Raw genomic sequence first — 15,834 nt, 5'->3', positions numbered from 1 at the left:
CGCTGTTCAGTCCCCGGCCCGTATGAGCCCGCTCTCGTAGGCGAAGATCACTGCGTGGATACGGTCGCGGAGGCCGAGTTTGGTGAGGATGCGGCCGAGGTGGGTCTTGACGGTCGTCTCCCCGACGAAGAGGCGGTTGGCGATCTCGCCGTTGGCCAGCCCCCGGGCGACCAGGGCGAGGACTTCCCGTTCCCGCTCGGTGAGCGCGGCCAGGCGGCCGCGCTGGGCGGGCGCGGACGCGGGGGCGTGCAGGACGAAGCGTTCGACGAGGCGCCGGGTGAGCGAGGGCGCCACCATGACCTCGCCCCGCAGCACCGCCCGGACGGTCACCAGGATCTCCTCGGCGGGGGCGTCCTTGACGAGGAAGCCGTTGGCGCCGGCGCGCAGGGCGGCGTAGGCGTACTCGTCGAGGTCGAAGGTGGTAACGACGAGGATCCGGGGTGCATGCGGCTGCGCGCAGAGGTGTTCGGTTGCGGCGAGCCCGTCCAGGCCGGGCATGCGTACGTCCATCAGGACGAGGTCCGGTTCCAGGGCGGTCACGCCCGCGATCGCCGCGTCGCCGTCGGCGGCTTCGCCCACTACGGTGAGGTCGGGCTGGCTGTCGACGACCATACGCAGTCCCATCCGAATCAGTTCCTGGTCGTCGCAGATCAGCACCCGCGACGGCGACGGGGTGGGGGTGGGGCCGGTCATGGGGTCGCCGTGGTGGGCTTGGGCCCGGTGGGGCGCAGGGTGGCGGTGACTCGGTAGCCCCCGTCGGGTGTGGGTCCGGCGTCGACGCTGCCGCCGTACAGGGCGGTCCGTTCGCGCATGCCGGTGAGTCCGTGACCTCGGGAAAGCAGTGGGCCGGGGTGGTCTGGGGCGGCTCCCGCCCCGGCTGAGTTCTCCACCCGGACGCGGACCAGCCGCCCGGGCCCCTCGGTACCCGTGTCGACCCGTACGTGGATCGTGGCGTCCGGCGGTGCGTGCTTGACGACGTTGGTGAGCGCCTCCTGCACGATGCGGTACGTCTGCACGGTGAGATCCGCCGGAAGGCCGCCACGCTCTCCGTCAAGGTCCAGGCGGGCGCGCGTGCCGCTCGTGTTGAGGCGGGCGACCAGCCGCCGGAGATCGGCCGAGAGGGACTCGCCGACCTCACCGCGATCTGGCCCGGGTCCGGGGTTGCCGGATGGGGCGTCCGCGGGGGTGCGCAGCACCTCCAGAAGCCGGCGCAGTTCGTCCAGGGCGTCGCGGCCGGTCGCGCTGATGACGCCGAGGGTGCGGTCGACGACCGTGGGGTCGGCGTGCCGCATCAGCCTGCCGCCCTCGGCGTTCAGCACCATCACGCTCACGCTGTGCGCGAGGACGTCGTGGATCTCGCGGGCGATGCGGGCCCGTTCCTCGGCGACGGCTACCCGGGCCAGGGCGAGGCGTTCCGACTCGGCGAGCGCGGCCCGTCGTTCGAACTCGGCGATGTAGGCGCGCCGGGCACGGACATATTCGCCGAACACCCAGGCGCCTGCCAGCACGAGCCCCACGGCGAGCGGGGTGAGCCAGGCACCGCGGGCACCCGGGCCCCCGTAGTCCCGCTGCCAGGCGGGAATCCAAAGCACCACGCAGACGGCGGCACAGACCACCGTTGCCGCGGCGGCCCGGCGTCGGCCCCGCACCGTGAGGGTGGCCAGGACCGCGGCCAGGGCGACGGCGCCGCGTCCCGGCTCCTGCCCCCACACCTGCCCGAGGTACTGCGCCCAGAACCCGGCCGTCACCAGGGCCGCGACGAGCGCCGGCCGCCGACGGCGCCATAGCAGGGGCAGCACCAGGGCGGCGTACACGACCGTCTGTACCCACACCGGCCGCCAGCCCGGCTGCGGGCGGATCACCGGGGGCACGGCAACCAGCACGACCAGCAGCAGGTCCGTCAGCCACGGATGTGCGCGTCGCAGGCGGGGCAGGGTCTCGATCAGCCGTTGCACCGCCTCACGCTACGGCCGGGTCCCGCTTCCCGGCATCGTCCTGGCGGCCGTCACGGGGTCCTCCCGCAGTCGTACGGACACCGGCCGGAGATACGACGTGGGGCCACGCGGGGCGTTTCCACCATGGCCGCCATGTCGATCACCACCGAGTTCCTCAGACGGCCCCTGACAACCGGTGCCGTAGCGGCCAGTTCACGGCGGCTGGCGTACGCGATGACCGAGGGCATAGGCCTGGAGCGGGCCCGGCTCGTCGCCGAACTCGGGCCGGGGACGGGGGTGTTCACCGACGCGATCCTGGCCCGGCTCGCCCCCGACGCGCGGCTCGTCGCCATCGAGCTCAACCCTGTGCTCGCCGCCCGGCTGTCGGCCACCCGACGCGACACCCGGCTGACCGTGGTCCAGGGCACGGCCGCCGAACTGGCCGCCGAGGTGGGCGAACCGGTCGACGCCGTGGTCTCCGGGCTGCCGTGGACAGTCATGCCACGGGACCGGCGCGGGCACATCCTGGACGCCGTGACCGAAGTCCTCGCGCCTGGCGGACGGTTCACCACCTTCGCCTATCTGCACGCGGCCTGGACCCCGCCCGGCCGCCACTTCACCGCCGAACTGGCCTGCCGGTTCGACCGGTTGGAACGCTCGAAGGCGGTGTGGGCGAACCTCCCGCCCGCCTTCGTTCACCGGGCCATGAAGAAATAGCCTGACGTGGGAGGAGTCGACCACGCAGCGGGACCAGTCCAGGCGCTAAGCCGCGTTGAGTTCGGCGAGAAGGACCTCGTGCAGCCGCTGCCAGACGCCGGCTTCGTTCCAGTCCCGCAAACGGCGCCAGCAGGTCATGCCTGAGCCGAAGCCGAGGTCTTGCGGCAGGTACTCCCACTGGATGCCGGTGTGCAGCACGTACAGGATCCCGCAGCGCAACTCGCGGTCCGGCAACGGTTTGCGGCCCGGATACCGGAACCTGCGCTCACGCTGCGGCAGCAGCGGTTCAAGACGCTCCCACAGCTCATCCGACACGATCCAAGGCGACATCCCCACACCGGGCTGAACGCTCAACTCCCGCCCCAGACACGGCCATCAGGACACAGCTACCTCATTGTGTTAGCCGATGTTAGCTAAGTTAGGAATCATTGTTACGGGAAGCTGTTTGAGTTGCGGTTCGGCACGGATGGGGACAGTGTAAAAAGAGAAGAACGTCGTCGAAAATCAGCACCGGAGTCGCGGGCTCGATGATCGGGGCTTGCCCGGCGTCCTGGGCGAGGCCACCAGGCTGCCGGAAGGAGAATCCGATGGCCGGGCCGCCCCAACGGCGTATGGATAACCATCGGGCATCTCGCCATCTGGCAACGGGAACTTCTGGGGAGTCGTCATGTGCAGCGGGGATGCACTTGAGGCGACCAAGGCCATGGTAGGCAACGTGGCCAGGATCCTGGGCAGTATCCACATCACCGACTGACCGAGCGCCGACCGACTGAGTCGAGTCACCGGCAGGATCGTCAACCGCCTATCAAGGAATTGGCTGCCGCTCGACGCCAAGGAGGAGATAACCGTGGCGTGGAATAACAACGACCTGACATACGCCGGCGATGCCGTACCCTCCGCCGGTGATCCGGCTGGCTACATCGGGGCCGATGACAATACCCGGCATGTGGTCTACCGCGGCACCGATGACCGTGTTCACGCATTGTCGTTCGACGGACAGTGGCACCACAACGACCTCATCGCCACCGGCCACCCTCTGAATGCGCTGGGCAACCCTGCCGGCGATGCCTGGCACTTCGACCATCAGCACGTGGTCTACCGCGGCACCGACAGCCACGTCCACGAACTGCGGTTCGACGGACGGTGGCACCACAACGACCTCACCGGCGCAGCCACGGGCCACCCCCTGAACGCCACGGGCGACCCTGTCGTCTACGCCTACGACGTGTCCGGCGACCCAGCGGCCATCTACCGCGGCACCGACAGCCACATCCACGAACTCCGGTGGGAAGGCGGTTCCGGCCAGCAGTGGGTCGACGACGATCTCACCGATGTCACCGGCCCCCTGGGCCACCCGCCGAACGCGGCCGGCGACCCTGCCGCCGTCTATCACTGGAGCGGCGACAGGGTCACCACGTGATCTACCGCGGTGAGGACGGCCATATCCACAATGTGTCGCTTCACGGCCACAGCGGCTCGAACTACCAGGACATCACCGGCGCGGCCACAGGCAGCCCCCGGACGCGGCCGGCGAGCCCACCGGCTGTACCGGGCCCGACGACCAGCACGTCATCTACCGCGGCCACGACGGTCACCTCCACGAACTGGTCGGCGGGTTCAACGACAAGTGGCGCCACAACGACCTCACCAGCGCGGCCACAGGCGCCCCGCCGAACGCGGTCGGCGACCCCGCCGTCTACACCCGGGATGCCGACAACAGCCAGCACGTCATCTACCGCGGGCACGACGGTCACCTCCACGAACTGGTCGGCGGGTTCAACGACAAGTGGCGTCACAACGACCTCACCACCGCGGCCACAGGCGCCGGGCCGAATGCGGCCGGTGACCCCGCCGTCTATAACACCGATAACACCCAGTACGTCCTCTATCGGGGCACCGATAGCCACATCCACGAACTTTCGCTCGCAGGCGCGGCGGCAACTTCCTGACAAGCTCACCTGCCCGCATGATCGGAAACGCGACGAGTGCTCCTGACCTGCAACGATGGGACTTGTCTAGGGTCCAGGTCGTCGCGTGGAAAGAAGCACTCCTCAGGTGAAGAAGAGTATCGGGTCCTACCCGCGTTTCCGCATCGAGGGCGGCGGCCGGGCGGTGGTCTCCCAGGCCGGGGGTGTGCTGCTGGTCGAGACGGTCCGTAAGACCGGCCTGGACACCGCGATATCAGCGGCGCTCGCGCCGTGGCGGCGGCCACGGGCGGTGCACGATCCGGGCAAGATCCTGATCGATGTGGCTCTCGCGGTCGCGGTCGGCGGAGACTGCCTGGCGGATGTCGCGATGCTGCGGGCCGAGCCGGCCGTGTTCGGGCGGGCCGGTGGCCTCCGACCCGAAGTCTCCCGACTCATCGACACCCTCGCCGCGGCAGGCCCGAAAGCCCTGACCGCGATCCGGTCCGCGCGGGCCGAAGTCCGTGAACACGTCTGGAAGCTGGCCGGGGCATCGTCGCCGGACGCCTCCGGTCAGGTGATCGTGGACCTGGACGGGGTGCTGGTCCAGGCCCACTCCGACAAGCAGGACGCGGCCGCGACCTGGAAGAAGACCTACGGCCACCACCCGCTCATGGGCTTCGTCGACCACGGACGCGGCGGCACCGGAGAGCCGGTGGCAGCCCTGCTGCGGCCCGGGAACGCGGGCAGCAACACCGCCGCCGACAACATCACCGCCACCCAGCTCGCCCTGGCCCAGTTCCCGAAGCGTCATCGGCGGGGCCGCTCCACCGTGATCCGCACCGATTCCGGCGGCGGCACCCACGAGTTCGTGGCCTGGCTCGCGAAGCGCGGGCGGTGGCTGTCGTACTCGGTCGGGATGACCATCACCGCCGCCATTCACCAGGCCGTGCTGAAGGGTCCCCGCCTCGGCCTGGACACCCGCGATCGAACCGGACGGTGAGATACGCGACGGCGCCTGGACCGCCGAGCTCGACGGCGACGTCCTGAAAGGCTGGCCGCCGTGCCGATCACGGCGACTGACCTGATGCTCAGGCCGGGCCCCTGTGGATAAAGTCCGGAGATTTCTCCCCCGTCTCCAAAGCGGGGCGAACTGGTGCTGCATGGGTTGAAGCGGGCCCCTTGTCGAGTCTGGTCGGCCCGACCATGACCCCTTGTCGAGTCGTGGTCGGGCCGACCACGGACCCCTTGTCCGATCGTGGTCGGGCCGCCAGGAGCGTGCGTTCCTCCTTGACCGACCTCGCTACCGGCCGCCGTCAGATCGCGGACAAGGGGTGGGCGTTCACGATGGCCGCCACGCGCCCGCAGGAGGGGCATGCAGCGGCCACCGAGCCATCGGGGCGGCTCTCCCTCGCGCGAGCGTGCCACCGGCCGTCACCGGGCCGGTGGAAGCCAACGCACAAGGGAGAGACCGCCGATGATGACCGAACACAGGCGCCCGCCGTACCCTGACCGCGCCGCCGACCATGGAGCCGCGCACCTCGAGCCGGGAGGGCTGGTCGGGTGGGCAAGCCGCCGCAGTCTCCTGCCGCCGGCGCTTGCGATCCCACTGCCGTACCCACTTCCGTGCCCGGCACGAGCGCGGACCGCGTTTCCCCAGCACACCACGGCTTTTCGGCGCTCCGGGGCGTCGTCACAACCCTCTTCTCTCCTCCTCTCACTGACCAAGCCCGGGAAATAGGTGGGGGTGGGGTGTCAGTGGTGGAGGCGATCATCGGGTTCACGGCGCGCCGGGTGCCCTCTGCGGCCGGGCGGGGCCGGCGCTCGGCCGGTGGCCGGCCGCGACGCATGGGAGGGCGGGGCTGATGGCGGGCAAGCGCAAGACGAACGAGGCGGGATCGACGAACAACCTGCGCGCCGATGTGCTGCGCGTGCTCGGGGTGCTCAAGGCCGCGACGGCGGACCAGATCCAGCGCCTGTCCTCACCGCACCTGACGTACCGGCACACCCTCAAGAAGACGCCAGCCTACCAGGGGAAGATGCCGATCGTGGCGACCACGCTGGAGCTGCTGCGCGAGCACGGACCGACCGGGCCCGCGTTCTGGCGCTTCGGCCGCGAAGGACCGGCGGAACCTCTGGGACGCTATCGGCAACCCCCGCCGGGACGCCGCCCTCGCCCGCCGCGCCGAAGAGGGGCGGCGCCGTCTCGCGCAGGAAGCCGCCGAACGTGAGGCGCAGCGTCCGGTGTGCACCGACTGCGGGACCAAGTTCACCGACGACCGGTGGAAGGCCAGCATCGCGGTCGACTGGGGCCGCGGGGACAGCCACCCGCACCTGTGCGACGACTGCAAGGCCAGGGCGCTCGAAGTGGAGCGGCACGCGGAACAGGCCGAACGCGAGCGCCAGGAGCGCGAGCTCCAGGAGGAGGAGGCGCAGGCCGCGAGGGCCGGCGGCTGGCTCGGACGCTGGCGCAGCTGACCCGGGCAAGCCACCCCTGACAACGCGAGGGCTTGCCCAGGCAGTCCTGGGCAAGCCCTCGTTGTCGGTGGCGGCTGCGAGGCTGGAGGGCATGGAAAGCGACGATGAGCAACTGCTGCGCGGCCGGATCTACGGAACCGACCACGACCACCCCTGCCCGAAGCCGGGACGCAACTACGCCGAACTCATGGGCGGGCCGCTGGACGGACTGCTGCTCGACATCACCGGCTGGAGGCCGAAGGAGATCGACGACGGTGTCTCCCTCCTCACCGAGCTCGGGCAGTTCGGCCCTGGCGGGCGGGCGCTGTACGACCCGCGCCCCGGCCCAACCCGGCCCGCTGGGACTGGGCAGGCGACAGCCCCTGATCACCTGCACTCGGTCGGGTGAAGACACCACAGCGGCGGAACCCGCTCGGCAGCCCGGGCGTAGTGCCGTCCATGGACCCCATCAACGAGGCGCACGTGAGTGAGCCCGGCCTCCTGGTCGTCGACGTCGCCGCCGCCGACGACGCCACCGCCCTCGCCTTCCAGCAGCTGCTCGCCGACCGGTGGCCAGCGGCGACAGCGGAGCGGACGACGCGGGATGCGGGGGAGCCCGGCGTACGGCTGCGCTGCTGCCTGGACCTGCGCCAGCCGCTCAGCCCGGCTGCGCCGGACGAAGCCTGACACCGGTCAGCGCAGCCGCATCACCGTGACGACCGCGTGCCGGGTCGTGCCCGCCACAACCTCCACCACTACGTCGCCGACGGCGGGCGCGTAGGAGTCGCCGGCCATCGTGAACGCCCGCCCGGCCTGGGGGAGAAGGCGCGGGCCGACGACGGACGCGAGCGCCGTGGTCAGCCGCTGGGACAGCGCCCCCCGCCCGTCGGGCAGGCGTACGGCGAGGGCCTTCGGATGCCGGGCCGTGCCGGTGAAGCCGACCACGGTGGCGTCGACGGTGTCCGCGTGCCTGACCTTCGCCCTTAACTGCACCAACCATTGATCTTCAACGCGGTGTACAAGGCTGCTGCAGGCTCAGTTCTTCAAGGTCTGACCGCTCCACATCGTGCTGTCCCCGCCCTGGTCGCTCCTGGCTATCTGGCTGAAGGACGAGCCCTGAGCGGATATTCGGTTGCTCGTCTGTGAGGGTGGTGGATGCAATGTCCGGCATGGTGACTGAGGTCCGTCCGCCGCGGCGAGATGAGATGGCTGCCTACTACCGGGCATTGCCGTTCGCGAACGGGTTACCGAGCTGGGAGCCTGCGGACGCTGCGTGGCATGGTGGCCCCGAGCCGTGGCCTCCACAGCGCACGCCTGCGAGTGCGGAGCAGCTCGAGAAGTTGGCGGCAGCCGACATCAAGGATGAGTCCTTCCATCCGATCGCGACGTTCGTCGACGGCAGTTGTGTCGGCGCGTCGGCGACCATCTCCTTCGAGGTGACGGTCCCTGGCGGGGGAACGGGGAGGATGGCTGGCGTCACTGCTACCGGGGTGATCGCGACACATCGCCGGCGCGGTTACCTGCGGCAGATGATGCAGGCCATGTTCGAGGCGGCCCTGGAGCGAGGCGAGCCGTTGGCGATGCTCAGCGCAAGCGAGGGCAGCATCTATGGACGGTTCGGCTTCTCGCCCGCGACCTACCGCACCCGGTGGGAGCTGGCCCGCCATGAAGCGGCCCTCCTTCAGGCGGAGCCGAATCCCGGGTCGCTGGAGCTGGTCGACGCCGCGCAGGCGAAGAAGGCCTGGCCTCGGGTGCATGCGGACGTGCGTGCACACCGCGTCGGGGAGCTCAGCCCTCTCCCCGGGCGCTGGGACGGGCTGTCCGACGAAGCAGACGGCACAAACGGACCACTGAGCTTTCTCGTCCACCGCGACCAGCACGGCGATGTGGACGGCATTGCCAACTTCCGACTGCCGTGGTCTCCGACTGCGGACCGTGCGGGAACGCTCGTGGTGGAAGCGCTGGAGGCGACGAGCGCTGTGGCCTACCGCGCGTTGTGGGGGCTACTGATTGACTTCGACCTCACCAAGACCGTCGTGGCGCCGGGGCGTCCGCGCGACGAACCCCTGCGGTGGATGCTCACCAACCCGCGGGCGATGCGCGTCACCCGCCAGACGGACAACCTCTGGGCGCGCCTTCTCGACGTCCCCCGGGCCCTGACGCAACGCTCGTACCTCACGCCCGGCGAGCTGAGGTTCACCATCGACGACGACCAAATGTGCCGGGCGAACAACAGGACATGGCATCTGAGAGCAGACGGCCCCGTGGTGACGTGTGTTCCGACCGACGAGACGGCGGACCTGACTATCAGGCTCTCAGCGCTCAGCTCGCTCTACTTCGGTGGCATGTCGGCGCACCACCTGGCGTACGCGGGCCACATCACCCCGCACACCGGCGGCGCGATCGGACAGCTTGCCCGGATGTTCTGGACCGACCCCGAACCGCACAACTCGTTCGGCTTCTGACAAGACGGTGCGTGACAGCGGGTGAGGCCGTCGGCCTCAGGTGATTCTCTGATCTTCCAACCGTTGTAGGGCGATGAGGGTCCTCGCGCGTCGGACTGTTTTGCCCACGTCATAGCGGGGCGCCCGGTGTCTGTCTCCTTACGCCAGGTGACGGTCCGGGGCCGGGCCCGCTGTCGTCGTGTTCGGCGAGAAGCAGGCACGGGCTGCCCAGCATGCTCATCGCGAACCCGATGCTTCATCAACATGCAGAGCGTCGTCCAACAAAGGGCGCCGGTTCATCGCTCCGCAGAGGCAATGATCCGCCCTGCTAGGCAACCTGCGCGCCGTGGCGGTCACGGGGCGGCGGAGGGCATCCCCAGGTGGACAGTACGCGGGTGACCGGACAGCCGCAGGGCCTCGGCATGCTTTTGCCGCAGGAGGGAGAGAGTCAGCTCGATGCCTTCGATTTCGCCTTTCCAGCCTTCGTGTTCGGCACGGGTCCGGCGGTCAATCAGGTCCTGCTCGATCACTTTCAGCCTGGGGATCATGTCGGGGTTGATCCGCAGGACGGGACAGCGGAGGCAGGCGTGCTCGTGCTGGCAGGGGCTTCCGTAGGGGCGGCCGCAGGTGCCGAGTTCGACCTTGCGGGTGTCGAAGTGGTCCTCGAATGCGGACCACTCGTCGGTCGTGGCGGGCCGGTACTCGGCCTGGGGCCGCAGGTGTCGGCGGTTGTCGAGGAACTGCTGGTAGTGGCGGGTTACGTCTTCGTCGAAGACGGCGACGTAACCGCGGGTGGTCTGCAGGCTCAGGTGGCCCAGGAGGGCGGCGCCGATGTGGATGGGCACACCGTTGTTGACGAGGTCGGTCGCAAAGAGGCGTCGGAAGTCGTGTGCGGTGAATTTCGCGGTGCTGAAGCGGGGGTCGGCAGGGGCGAGGGATCGGCAGGCGCCGCGGAGCATGCGTGTGACCACGTTCTCGGAGATGCAGCCGCTGGCGGTGTTGCTGTGGCGCTGGAACAGGAACGGCAGCGGTTCGCTCAGCTCCTTCTCCGCCTGGTCCCACCGCCGCACCAGCCGGATGGGCCTGCCCGTGCGGGTGTGCCGACGGATGATCTCGGCGATCACGTGGAACAGCTCGGCGGACATGGGGATGACCCGCTCGCGATCGGTCTTGGACGGGGCGATCACCAGCAGTCCGATGACCTCGCCATTGGGGCGCTGGTACTGCCGGATGCTCAGGTGGCTCAGTTCCAGCAACTCCTCGATGCGGACGCCGGTCAGCCGCAGAGTATGGATAACGGCCCAGGTCCAGAATGCGGCGTCCTCGGTGAGCTCGGCGTTGGTGACCGTCGCGTCGGACAGGCGCTGGACGCGCACCGGTGCGGTGCCGTCCCAGCGGGCCCGGTCGCTGTCGTACTTGGTCCACATCCTGCGGTAGGCGATTTTTTCGCGGGTGAAGACCTCGCCGGGCTGCGCTTTCTGAGCGGCAGCCAGTAGCCGGCGGGCGGCAGCCAGTTCATCGTCGATGTGCTGTACCAGGCGGGGCAAGAGGGGCTGCAGGACGCGGATGCGGTCGGCGATGCCTTCCTGCCGACGGCGCTGCCGGACGGCGTAGCCGCGGGTGGCGCTGGGCGGAATGGGGTTCGGTGCGGCCCACATGCCCCACCGTTCCGGTTCGGCCGTGGCCCAGGCAGACAAGTCCAGGTAGAAGGCCCGCACGGCGAGCTGGATGTTGTCGGTGTCGATCCGCGGTTGTCCGTCGGCCTTGACCGAAATACGCTCCAGCCAGGCTCTGTAGGTCTCTGGGGAGAGCCGAAGATTATTTTGGTCCGGGTTGACAGACTCGATCGTCTGCCAGAAGTTGTGGGCCAGCGTGCGGGCGAGGCCCGAAGCACTGGAGAAGTCCAGACCATCGGCGACCCGGATGCGCATGTACTCCACCAGCAGTCGCTCGACAGCCTTGTTCCGCAGCTCGTATCTGCTGATCAGTGCGGCCAAATCGTGCGGATTTCCGTTCAGGGCCCGGCGCAGGGTGTTGGGCGTGGTCGGCGGGAAGTGGCCGGTCTCGCACAGAATCTCCCACAACACCCGGGCTCCGAAAGAGACTTCGCCGTTGCCGATGGTGGTGCAGATACGCCGCCATTCCCAGGCGTAGTGCAGCAGTGCCGATGGCGTCAGGTCGCTCGTCGCATCTTCTGGGTAACCAGCGCCGCAGCCAGGTCGTGACGGGCGCGTCGTCGGGACAGCCCGGAATAGGGAGATGACTCGATAGCCCTGAGGGCCGCGTCGATCTCGGCGGTGCCCTGCCCGGTCAGGAAGACTTCGGCGAAGTTCGGCAGCATGTTCGCGCGCAACGCCCGCAGCGACGGATGGATGGCGCGGAACGTCGTCATCAAGGTCACGCCCTGCACGCGATCGACCCGGTCTCCACCCAGCGCCGGCGCACCTGGCTGAACGGGATTGGATCCTCCGCGTCGTCCAACTCCGACGCGGTCCACCGCTCCTGCCAGGTTCTGCCAGGGAACGCTGACAGATACTGGGTGATCGCGCTGATCGACTGCCGCCGCTTGGACCGGACCGACGACGCGTCACCGACCCCGGTCATGTTCGCCGCCTCGAACAGCTCCTTCACCGAAGCCGCCGCGAGGTTCCCGAACGGCTGCGGAGGATTCGGCGTGGCCGGCTCCGGCTGCACCACACCGGCACCTTCCACGAAACGGCTGTTCAGCGCATCCGCAGCAGGCAGTGCCCGGCGCCGGGTGCGGCTGGTGGTCTCCGACAAAGCCCTAGCCACCGAAAACGACCTCCATGTCCTGCGGGTCGTATCCAGCTGGCAGCCTCGGCTCGTGCCTCGGTCGGCTATAGAACGTCTGCAGGCGGTCGAACATCTCCTCCACCCGCGGCACGGTGTATCGGGTGGTGGTCCGGATATCGCGGTGACCGAGGATCGTCTGCACGTCGGTCAGGCTCAGCGCCTGGTCGTTGGCCATCCGGATCGCCGCCGTGTGCCGCATGTCGTGCAGCGTCCAGTTCGTGCTCAGCACCTCGTTCGCCCGCTGCATCACCCGCCGCATAGCGGAGTAGGACAGCGGCCGTGACTCACCGCGCCGGGTCCGCCACACCACTTCCTGCAGATCGAGCGGCCCGCGGGCCGCGATGTACCGGGCCAGCCATCGCACGGCCTCAGGCGAGATGGGCACCGCCCGCCGAGCGGTGCTCCCCTTGGAGATCACCCACAGGCGCTGCCCAGCCCAGTCGACGTCCGCACCGAGCACTCTCAGCAACTCTGTGGCGCGCGCTCCCGAACTGACGTAGCAGGCCAGCAGGGCACGATCCCGGTCGCACCGCAAGCTGGCGCACATCTCGTCCCACTGCATGTCCAGGATGGACCGAGGAGACTGCTCCACCGTCTTCTGCCGCAGCCGACTACGACGGCTCACCTGCCAGGGGGCGTCCGGGGCGTGATGCCGGTTCAGCAAGCGCTGACGGTGCGACTCCGGCACCGGGTTGACCGCAGGCCCCTCCCCGAAATGGGCGTGGAACTCGTAGAAGCCCCGCATCGCCGCCAGCGTCAGGTTGACCGTCGAGGCGCTGTAGCCCTCGGGCAGAGCACGCTTCCCCGTCCGTACATTCACCGACCCCGCCGGAGCAGCATCCACTCGGCGCCGACGCCGTTGCGGGTTGCGTGCGACGCGAAGCCAACCGACCATCACAGCCGTGTCATTCTCGGTGGCTCGATCCCAGGGACGCCCCAGCGTCCACAACACTCGGTACCAAGTCAGCAGGGCATAGCAGTAAGAACGGCAGGTCTTCGGGCGGGCGTCCCCTGCATCAGGTCGCGCACCCAAACTTCCACCTCGGGAAGGGCATTGCCCTGGGCATCCACCACGAGGAACGGAACGTCCTCGCGGCCGGTCTCCATGACCGCACCCACCTGCACTGGGAGCGCTTGCCCCCTCGTCAAAAGTTCCCGTAGATCCATGGACCAGTACCGCCCCTTGCCGTCGCCGGGTTCGAAGGCTGCACTCTCACTTCGCTGAGATGGTGCAGTCAACACACCAGACCCTCTTGCCCGGCGTGTACGCGGACTGCAGCGGCTTGGCGACGATCCCCTCCACGCCCGTTCCCTCGAGCGCCTCGAACCAGATCTGCGCCTCGGAGCGGTCGGTCGTCGACCACACCGGCTCGATCGGCGGCCCGACCTCGGCGAGCACATCCACCAGGACCTGGCGGCGCTCGCTGTAGGGGTGCGCGCGAAGGTCGGGGAGGCCGACAGCGGGGTGGGCGAGAATGTCGAACGCCACGAACGTCGCCGGGTGTCGGCCAGCGAGCTCACGGGCCCGGCGGGGCGTGGAGAGGCCGCGGGACTGCGCCGCACTGAAGCTGATCCGGGCACGATCGCCGTCGGCGACGTATACGACGGCCTCGCCGTCCAGGATCACTCCCGGCGGCAGGCGCATGCCGGCCACGGCGAGGTCCATCCACAGAGCGGTGACATCGCGGCCGGTCCGCGACTGCAGCTGGACGCTGTCCTCGGTGCGCCACAGCACGGTGCGGTGGCCGTCGACCTTCACCTCGTACGCCCACGGTCCGGTCGGCAGATGGGTCACGGGCCGCGCGAGCGCGACGTCAACGGGCCACTCCACACGATCAGCGTGCGCTCCGCGAACGACGGCCGCCTGCTGGCGCTCCCGCGGCCAGCAGGCGGTGGTGGTGCGGGCGGCGCGGCCGCGGCGGTTCGGCCGCGCCGCCCGCGCGCGAGCCCGGCCGCGCGAAGCGAACCGGGCCTGGGCAGGTGTCAGTGCGGTGTGAGCTCCATGGCGATTTCTACGTACCGATCGGCGGGATGCACCGGATCTTGATTCTCCCGACGGAACCAGAGATCGAGGACGCCAAGGAGGACCTGAACGTCCTCCCGCTCGCCCTGTACCCAGATGATCGCTCCATCGCTCCATCGCTCCATCGCTGCCTTGCGGCCGCTGCGCCGCTTGAGCAACGATTCCCACATCGAATGCCCTGCTCCACACGGATCCGGTGTGCGGGGCACTCCATCGCAGTTCGGACGGGAGACGCGGCGCAGTGTCCGGGAAAGACTGAGCGAGCTCGTTCAGGAACTGGTCGCCGTTTGAGTCAGGGCCACCGACGACACGAACAGCGACGGTTCCCGGCTGGACTCTGGTCATGGTGCCAACGTAGGCCTGCTGATGCTGTACGGCTACGCAGCTGCTGCTGAACTTGATTGGGTGATGTCGGGTCGGTTCGCCTGACGCGGGGTGGTCGGTGCCGGTAGCTCTCTGGTCGTGAGGTATGCGCAGGGCGGCGGGTTGACGGACGCCAAAAGGGCCGCGCGGGAGCGGATCAGGCTGCAGGCCGTGGAACGCTTCGAGCGCGGGGAGAAGAACCGCGAGGTCGCGGTCGCGTTACGGGTGAGCGAGCGGTCGGTTGAACGGTGGCGCCGGGCTTGGCGCGAGCGCGGCAAGACCGGCTTGTTGTCGCTGGGCTCACCGGGCCGCCCCAAGCTCAGCGAGCTGCAGTTTGCGCGACTGGAGCGGGAGTTGGAGCGCGGGCCGCTGGCGCACGGGTGGTCAGATCAGCGGTGGACGCTGGCGCGGGTGAAGACGCTGATCGGTCGGCTGTTCCACGTCTCCTACACCGTGGAGGGAACCTGGCGGCTGCTGAAGCGGCAGGGCTGGTCCTGGCAGCAGCCCTGCCGACGGGCGATCGAGCGCGACGATGCGGCGGTGGAGCTGTGGAAGAAGGAGGTCTGGCCGCGGGTAAGAGCACCGCGGCGGCAATCGGCGCCTGGCTCGTCTTCCAGGACGAGGCCGGGCAGTCGATGACGCCGCCGCGCGCCAGGACCTGGGGCCGGGTCGGCCGGACGCCGGTGGTGCGGGTGCGCGGCCGGGGCTCGGGCCGGGTGTCGATGGCCGGGATGGTCTGCTACAAACCCGGCCAGCGTTCCAGGCTGATCTACGCAGTACGCGAGTACCACGGCCGCAAGGATGAGCCGAAGGGCTTCGGCTGGAGAGATCTGCGCAACCTGCTGGTGCGTGCGCGCCTCCAGCTCGGCGGGCCGATCGTGCTGGTGTGGGACAACGCGCGCCTGCACCTGACTGCCGGCATGCGGGAATTCATCGCCGCGAACGCACATTGGCTCACCGTCTTCCAGCTGCCCGCCTACGCGCCGGACATCAATCCCCAGGAGGGCATCTGGTCACTGGTCAAACGCGAGATCGGCAACCTCGCCGCCGCTGACCTCGCCCAGATCACCATGGCCGTCAAACGCCGGCTCAAGCAGATCCAGTACCGCCCCGATCTGGTGGACGCCTGTCTGGCCGCCACCGGGCTGATCGCGGACGGCTGACGCTGTGGGTCACCC

At 69.2% G+C, this 15,834-nt stretch carries 20 protein-coding genes and 2 pseudogenes; 10 read left to right on the top strand and 12 right to left on the bottom strand.

Going from position 1 to position 15,834, the window contains the following annotated elements; all coding sequences use genetic code 11:
* Positions 1 to 6: 6 nt before the first annotated feature.
* Together ACIRP7_RS36430 and ACIRP7_RS36425 are read right to left on the bottom strand one after the other, a co-directional pair.
* Positions 7 to 693: a response regulator gene (locus ACIRP7_RS36430; protein ID WP_403668460.1), complete on the bottom strand. Its 687-nt coding sequence runs from the start codon at positions 691 to 693 to the stop codon at positions 7 to 9.
* A complete protein-coding gene (locus ACIRP7_RS36425; RefSeq protein ID WP_403668457.1) occupies positions 690 to 1,955 on the bottom strand; it encodes a sensor histidine kinase in 1,266 nt (421 codons plus the stop codon). The genes ACIRP7_RS36430 and ACIRP7_RS36425 overlap by 4 nt, the downstream gene beginning before the upstream one ends.
* Positions 1,956 to 2,087: 132 nt before the next feature.
* Here ACIRP7_RS36425 and ACIRP7_RS36420 point away from each other — a divergent pair, with 132 nt between their 5' ends.
* Positions 2,088 to 2,651 (top strand): class I SAM-dependent methyltransferase, encoded by a 564-nt coding sequence (locus ACIRP7_RS36420; RefSeq protein WP_403668454.1) that lies wholly within the window; start codon positions 2,088 to 2,090, stop codon positions 2,649 to 2,651.
* Between the two features lie 48 nt (positions 2,652 to 2,699).
* On the opposite strand, the pseudogene ACIRP7_RS36415 reads toward ACIRP7_RS36420, so the two are convergent.
* Together ACIRP7_RS36415 and ACIRP7_RS36410 are read right to left on the bottom strand one after the other, a co-directional pair.
* A pseudogene (locus ACIRP7_RS36415) lies at positions 2,700 to 2,981 on the bottom strand (transposase); the annotation flags it as partial.
* Positions 2,982 to 3,456: 475 nt separating this feature from the next.
* Positions 3,457 to 3,630, bottom strand: coding sequence for a hypothetical protein (locus ACIRP7_RS36410; protein WP_403668452.1), 174 nt, complete (start codon positions 3,628 to 3,630; stop codon positions 3,457 to 3,459).
* A 3-nt stretch (positions 3,631 to 3,633) separates the two neighbouring features.
* Between ACIRP7_RS36410 and ACIRP7_RS36405 the strand changes: the two genes are divergently transcribed.
* Entirely contained in the window at positions 3,634 to 4,071 is a 438-nt protein-coding gene (locus tag ACIRP7_RS36405; RefSeq protein WP_403668449.1) for a hypothetical protein, read from the top strand.
* Positions 4,072 to 4,132: 61 nt separating this feature from the next.
* On the opposite strand, the gene ACIRP7_RS36400 is transcribed toward ACIRP7_RS36405, so the two are convergent.
* Positions 4,133 to 4,609 (bottom strand): hypothetical protein, encoded by a 477-nt coding sequence (locus tag ACIRP7_RS36400; protein WP_403668446.1) that lies wholly within the window; start codon positions 4,607 to 4,609, stop codon positions 4,133 to 4,135.
* A gap of 97 nt (positions 4,610 to 4,706) precedes the next feature.
* Here ACIRP7_RS36400 and ACIRP7_RS36395 point away from each other — a divergent pair.
* From ACIRP7_RS36395 to ACIRP7_RS36375, 5 genes and pseudogenes are all read left to right on the top strand, one after another.
* Positions 4,707 to 5,616 (top strand): annotated as a pseudogene (locus ACIRP7_RS36395) (IS1380 family transposase); the annotation flags it as partial.
* An 804-nt stretch (positions 5,617 to 6,420) separates the two neighbouring features.
* Positions 6,421 to 6,786 carry a hypothetical protein gene (locus ACIRP7_RS36390; RefSeq protein ID WP_403668443.1) on the top strand — a complete coding sequence of 122 codons (366 nt, stop codon included), beginning with the start codon at positions 6,421 to 6,423 and terminating at the stop codon, positions 6,784 to 6,786.
* Positions 6,787 to 6,799: 13 nt separating this feature from the next.
* Positions 6,800 to 7,033: a hypothetical protein gene (locus tag ACIRP7_RS36385; protein ID WP_403668440.1), complete on the top strand. Its 234-nt coding sequence runs from the start codon at positions 6,800 to 6,802 to the stop codon at positions 7,031 to 7,033.
* Positions 7,034 to 7,124: 91 nt separating this feature from the next.
* The gene (locus ACIRP7_RS36380) at positions 7,125 to 7,421 is read left to right on the top strand and encodes a hypothetical protein (RefSeq protein WP_403668437.1); all 297 of its coding nucleotides are present in this window, start codon (positions 7,125 to 7,127) and stop codon (positions 7,419 to 7,421) included.
* Positions 7,422 to 7,471: 50 nt separating this feature from the next.
* Complete coding sequence (locus ACIRP7_RS36375) at positions 7,472 to 7,699, top strand: DUF6207 family protein (RefSeq protein WP_403668435.1); 228 nt, start codon at positions 7,472 to 7,474, stop codon at positions 7,697 to 7,699.
* Positions 7,700 to 7,705: 6 nt separating this feature from the next.
* Here the strand turns inward: ACIRP7_RS36375 and ACIRP7_RS36370 are convergent, their stop codons facing one another.
* Positions 7,706 to 8,008 carry a hypothetical protein gene (locus ACIRP7_RS36370; protein WP_403668432.1) on the bottom strand — a complete coding sequence of 101 codons (303 nt, stop codon included), beginning with the start codon at positions 8,006 to 8,008 and terminating at the stop codon, positions 7,706 to 7,708.
* Positions 8,009 to 8,181: 173 nt separating this feature from the next.
* Here ACIRP7_RS36370 and ACIRP7_RS36365 point away from each other — a divergent pair, with 173 nt between their 5' ends.
* Positions 8,182 to 9,477, top strand: a complete 1,296-nt coding sequence (locus ACIRP7_RS36365) for a GNAT family N-acetyltransferase (RefSeq protein WP_403668430.1) — start codon at positions 8,182 to 8,184, stop codon at positions 9,475 to 9,477.
* Between the two features lie 332 nt (positions 9,478 to 9,809).
* Here the strand turns inward: ACIRP7_RS36365 and ACIRP7_RS36360 are convergent, their stop codons facing one another.
* The 6 genes from ACIRP7_RS36360 to ACIRP7_RS36335 form a co-directional block, all read right to left on the bottom strand.
* The gene (locus tag ACIRP7_RS36360) at positions 9,810 to 11,540 is read right to left on the bottom strand and encodes a tyrosine-type recombinase/integrase (RefSeq protein ID WP_403668428.1); all 1,731 of its coding nucleotides are present in this window, start codon (positions 11,538 to 11,540) and stop codon (positions 9,810 to 9,812) included.
* An 89-nt stretch (positions 11,541 to 11,629) separates the two neighbouring features.
* Positions 11,630 to 11,857, bottom strand: a complete 228-nt coding sequence (locus ACIRP7_RS36355) for a hypothetical protein (protein ID WP_403668425.1) — start codon at positions 11,855 to 11,857, stop codon at positions 11,630 to 11,632.
* Entirely contained in the window at positions 11,854 to 12,153 is a 300-nt protein-coding gene (locus ACIRP7_RS36350) for a hypothetical protein (RefSeq protein WP_403668422.1), read from the bottom strand. Before ACIRP7_RS36350 ends, ACIRP7_RS36355 begins: the two co-directional genes overlap by 4 nt.
* An 88-nt stretch (positions 12,154 to 12,241) precedes the next feature.
* The gene (locus ACIRP7_RS36345; protein WP_403668419.1) at positions 12,242 to 13,015 is read right to left on the bottom strand and encodes a tyrosine-type recombinase/integrase; all 774 of its coding nucleotides are present in this window, start codon (positions 13,013 to 13,015) and stop codon (positions 12,242 to 12,244) included.
* 468 nt (positions 13,016 to 13,483) lie between these two features.
* On the bottom strand, positions 13,484 to 14,101 hold the full coding sequence (locus tag ACIRP7_RS36340; RefSeq protein WP_403668416.1) for an RNA ligase family protein: 618 nt from the start codon (positions 14,099 to 14,101) through the stop codon (positions 13,484 to 13,486).
* 152 nt (positions 14,102 to 14,253) lie between these two features.
* Positions 14,254 to 14,463, bottom strand: a complete 210-nt coding sequence (locus tag ACIRP7_RS36335) for a hypothetical protein (protein WP_403668414.1) — start codon at positions 14,461 to 14,463, stop codon at positions 14,254 to 14,256.
* 292 nt (positions 14,464 to 14,755) lie between these two features.
* Here ACIRP7_RS36335 and ACIRP7_RS36330 point away from each other — a divergent pair, with 292 nt between their 5' ends.
* Complete coding sequence (locus ACIRP7_RS36330; RefSeq protein ID WP_403668411.1) at positions 14,756 to 15,295, top strand: winged helix-turn-helix domain-containing protein; 540 nt, start codon at positions 14,756 to 14,758, stop codon at positions 15,293 to 15,295.
* Positions 15,292 to 15,819, top strand: coding sequence for a transposase (locus ACIRP7_RS36325; RefSeq protein WP_403668692.1), 528 nt, complete (start codon positions 15,292 to 15,294; stop codon positions 15,817 to 15,819). Before ACIRP7_RS36330 ends, ACIRP7_RS36325 begins: the two co-directional genes overlap by 4 nt.
* Positions 15,820 to 15,834 lie beyond the last annotated feature (15 nt).

It is taken from the genome of Streptomyces sp. NPDC102270, assembly GCF_044766405.1.
In the GTDB taxonomy this organism is placed as follows: domain Bacteria; phylum Actinomycetota; class Actinomycetes; order Streptomycetales; family Streptomycetaceae; genus Streptomyces.
This window is presented reverse-complemented; position numbering and strand designations above follow the sequence as displayed.

Bases quoted from the DNA above. Each gene is read 5' to 3' on its own strand.
- ACIRP7_RS36430 (WP_403668460.1), bottom strand. From the start codon at position 693: ATGACCGGCCCCACCCCCACCCCGTCGCCGTCGCGGGTGCTGATCTGC.
- ACIRP7_RS36420 (WP_403668454.1), top strand. From the start codon at position 2,088: ATGTCGATCACCACCGAGTTCCTCAGACGGCCCCTGACAACCGGTGCC.
- ACIRP7_RS36390 (WP_403668443.1), top strand. From the start codon at position 6,421: ATGGCGGGCAAGCGCAAGACGAACGAGGCGGGATCGACGAACAACCTG.
- ACIRP7_RS36380 (WP_403668437.1), top strand. From the start codon at position 7,125: ATGGAAAGCGACGATGAGCAACTGCTGCGCGGCCGGATCTACGGAACC.
- ACIRP7_RS36375 (WP_403668435.1), top strand. From the start codon at position 7,472: ATGGACCCCATCAACGAGGCGCACGTGAGTGAGCCCGGCCTCCTGGTC.
- ACIRP7_RS36365 (WP_403668430.1), top strand. From the start codon at position 8,182: ATGGTGACTGAGGTCCGTCCGCCGCGGCGAGATGAGATGGCTGCCTAC.
- ACIRP7_RS36345 (WP_403668419.1), bottom strand. From the start codon at position 13,015: ATGCGGGGCTTCTACGAGTTCCACGCCCATTTCGGGGAGGGGCCTGCG.
- ACIRP7_RS36335 (WP_403668414.1), bottom strand. From the start codon at position 14,463: ATGTGGGAATCGTTGCTCAAGCGGCGCAGCGGCCGCAAGGCAGCGATG.
- ACIRP7_RS36325 (WP_403668692.1), top strand. From the start codon at position 15,292: ATGACGCCGCCGCGCGCCAGGACCTGGGGCCGGGTCGGCCGGACGCCG.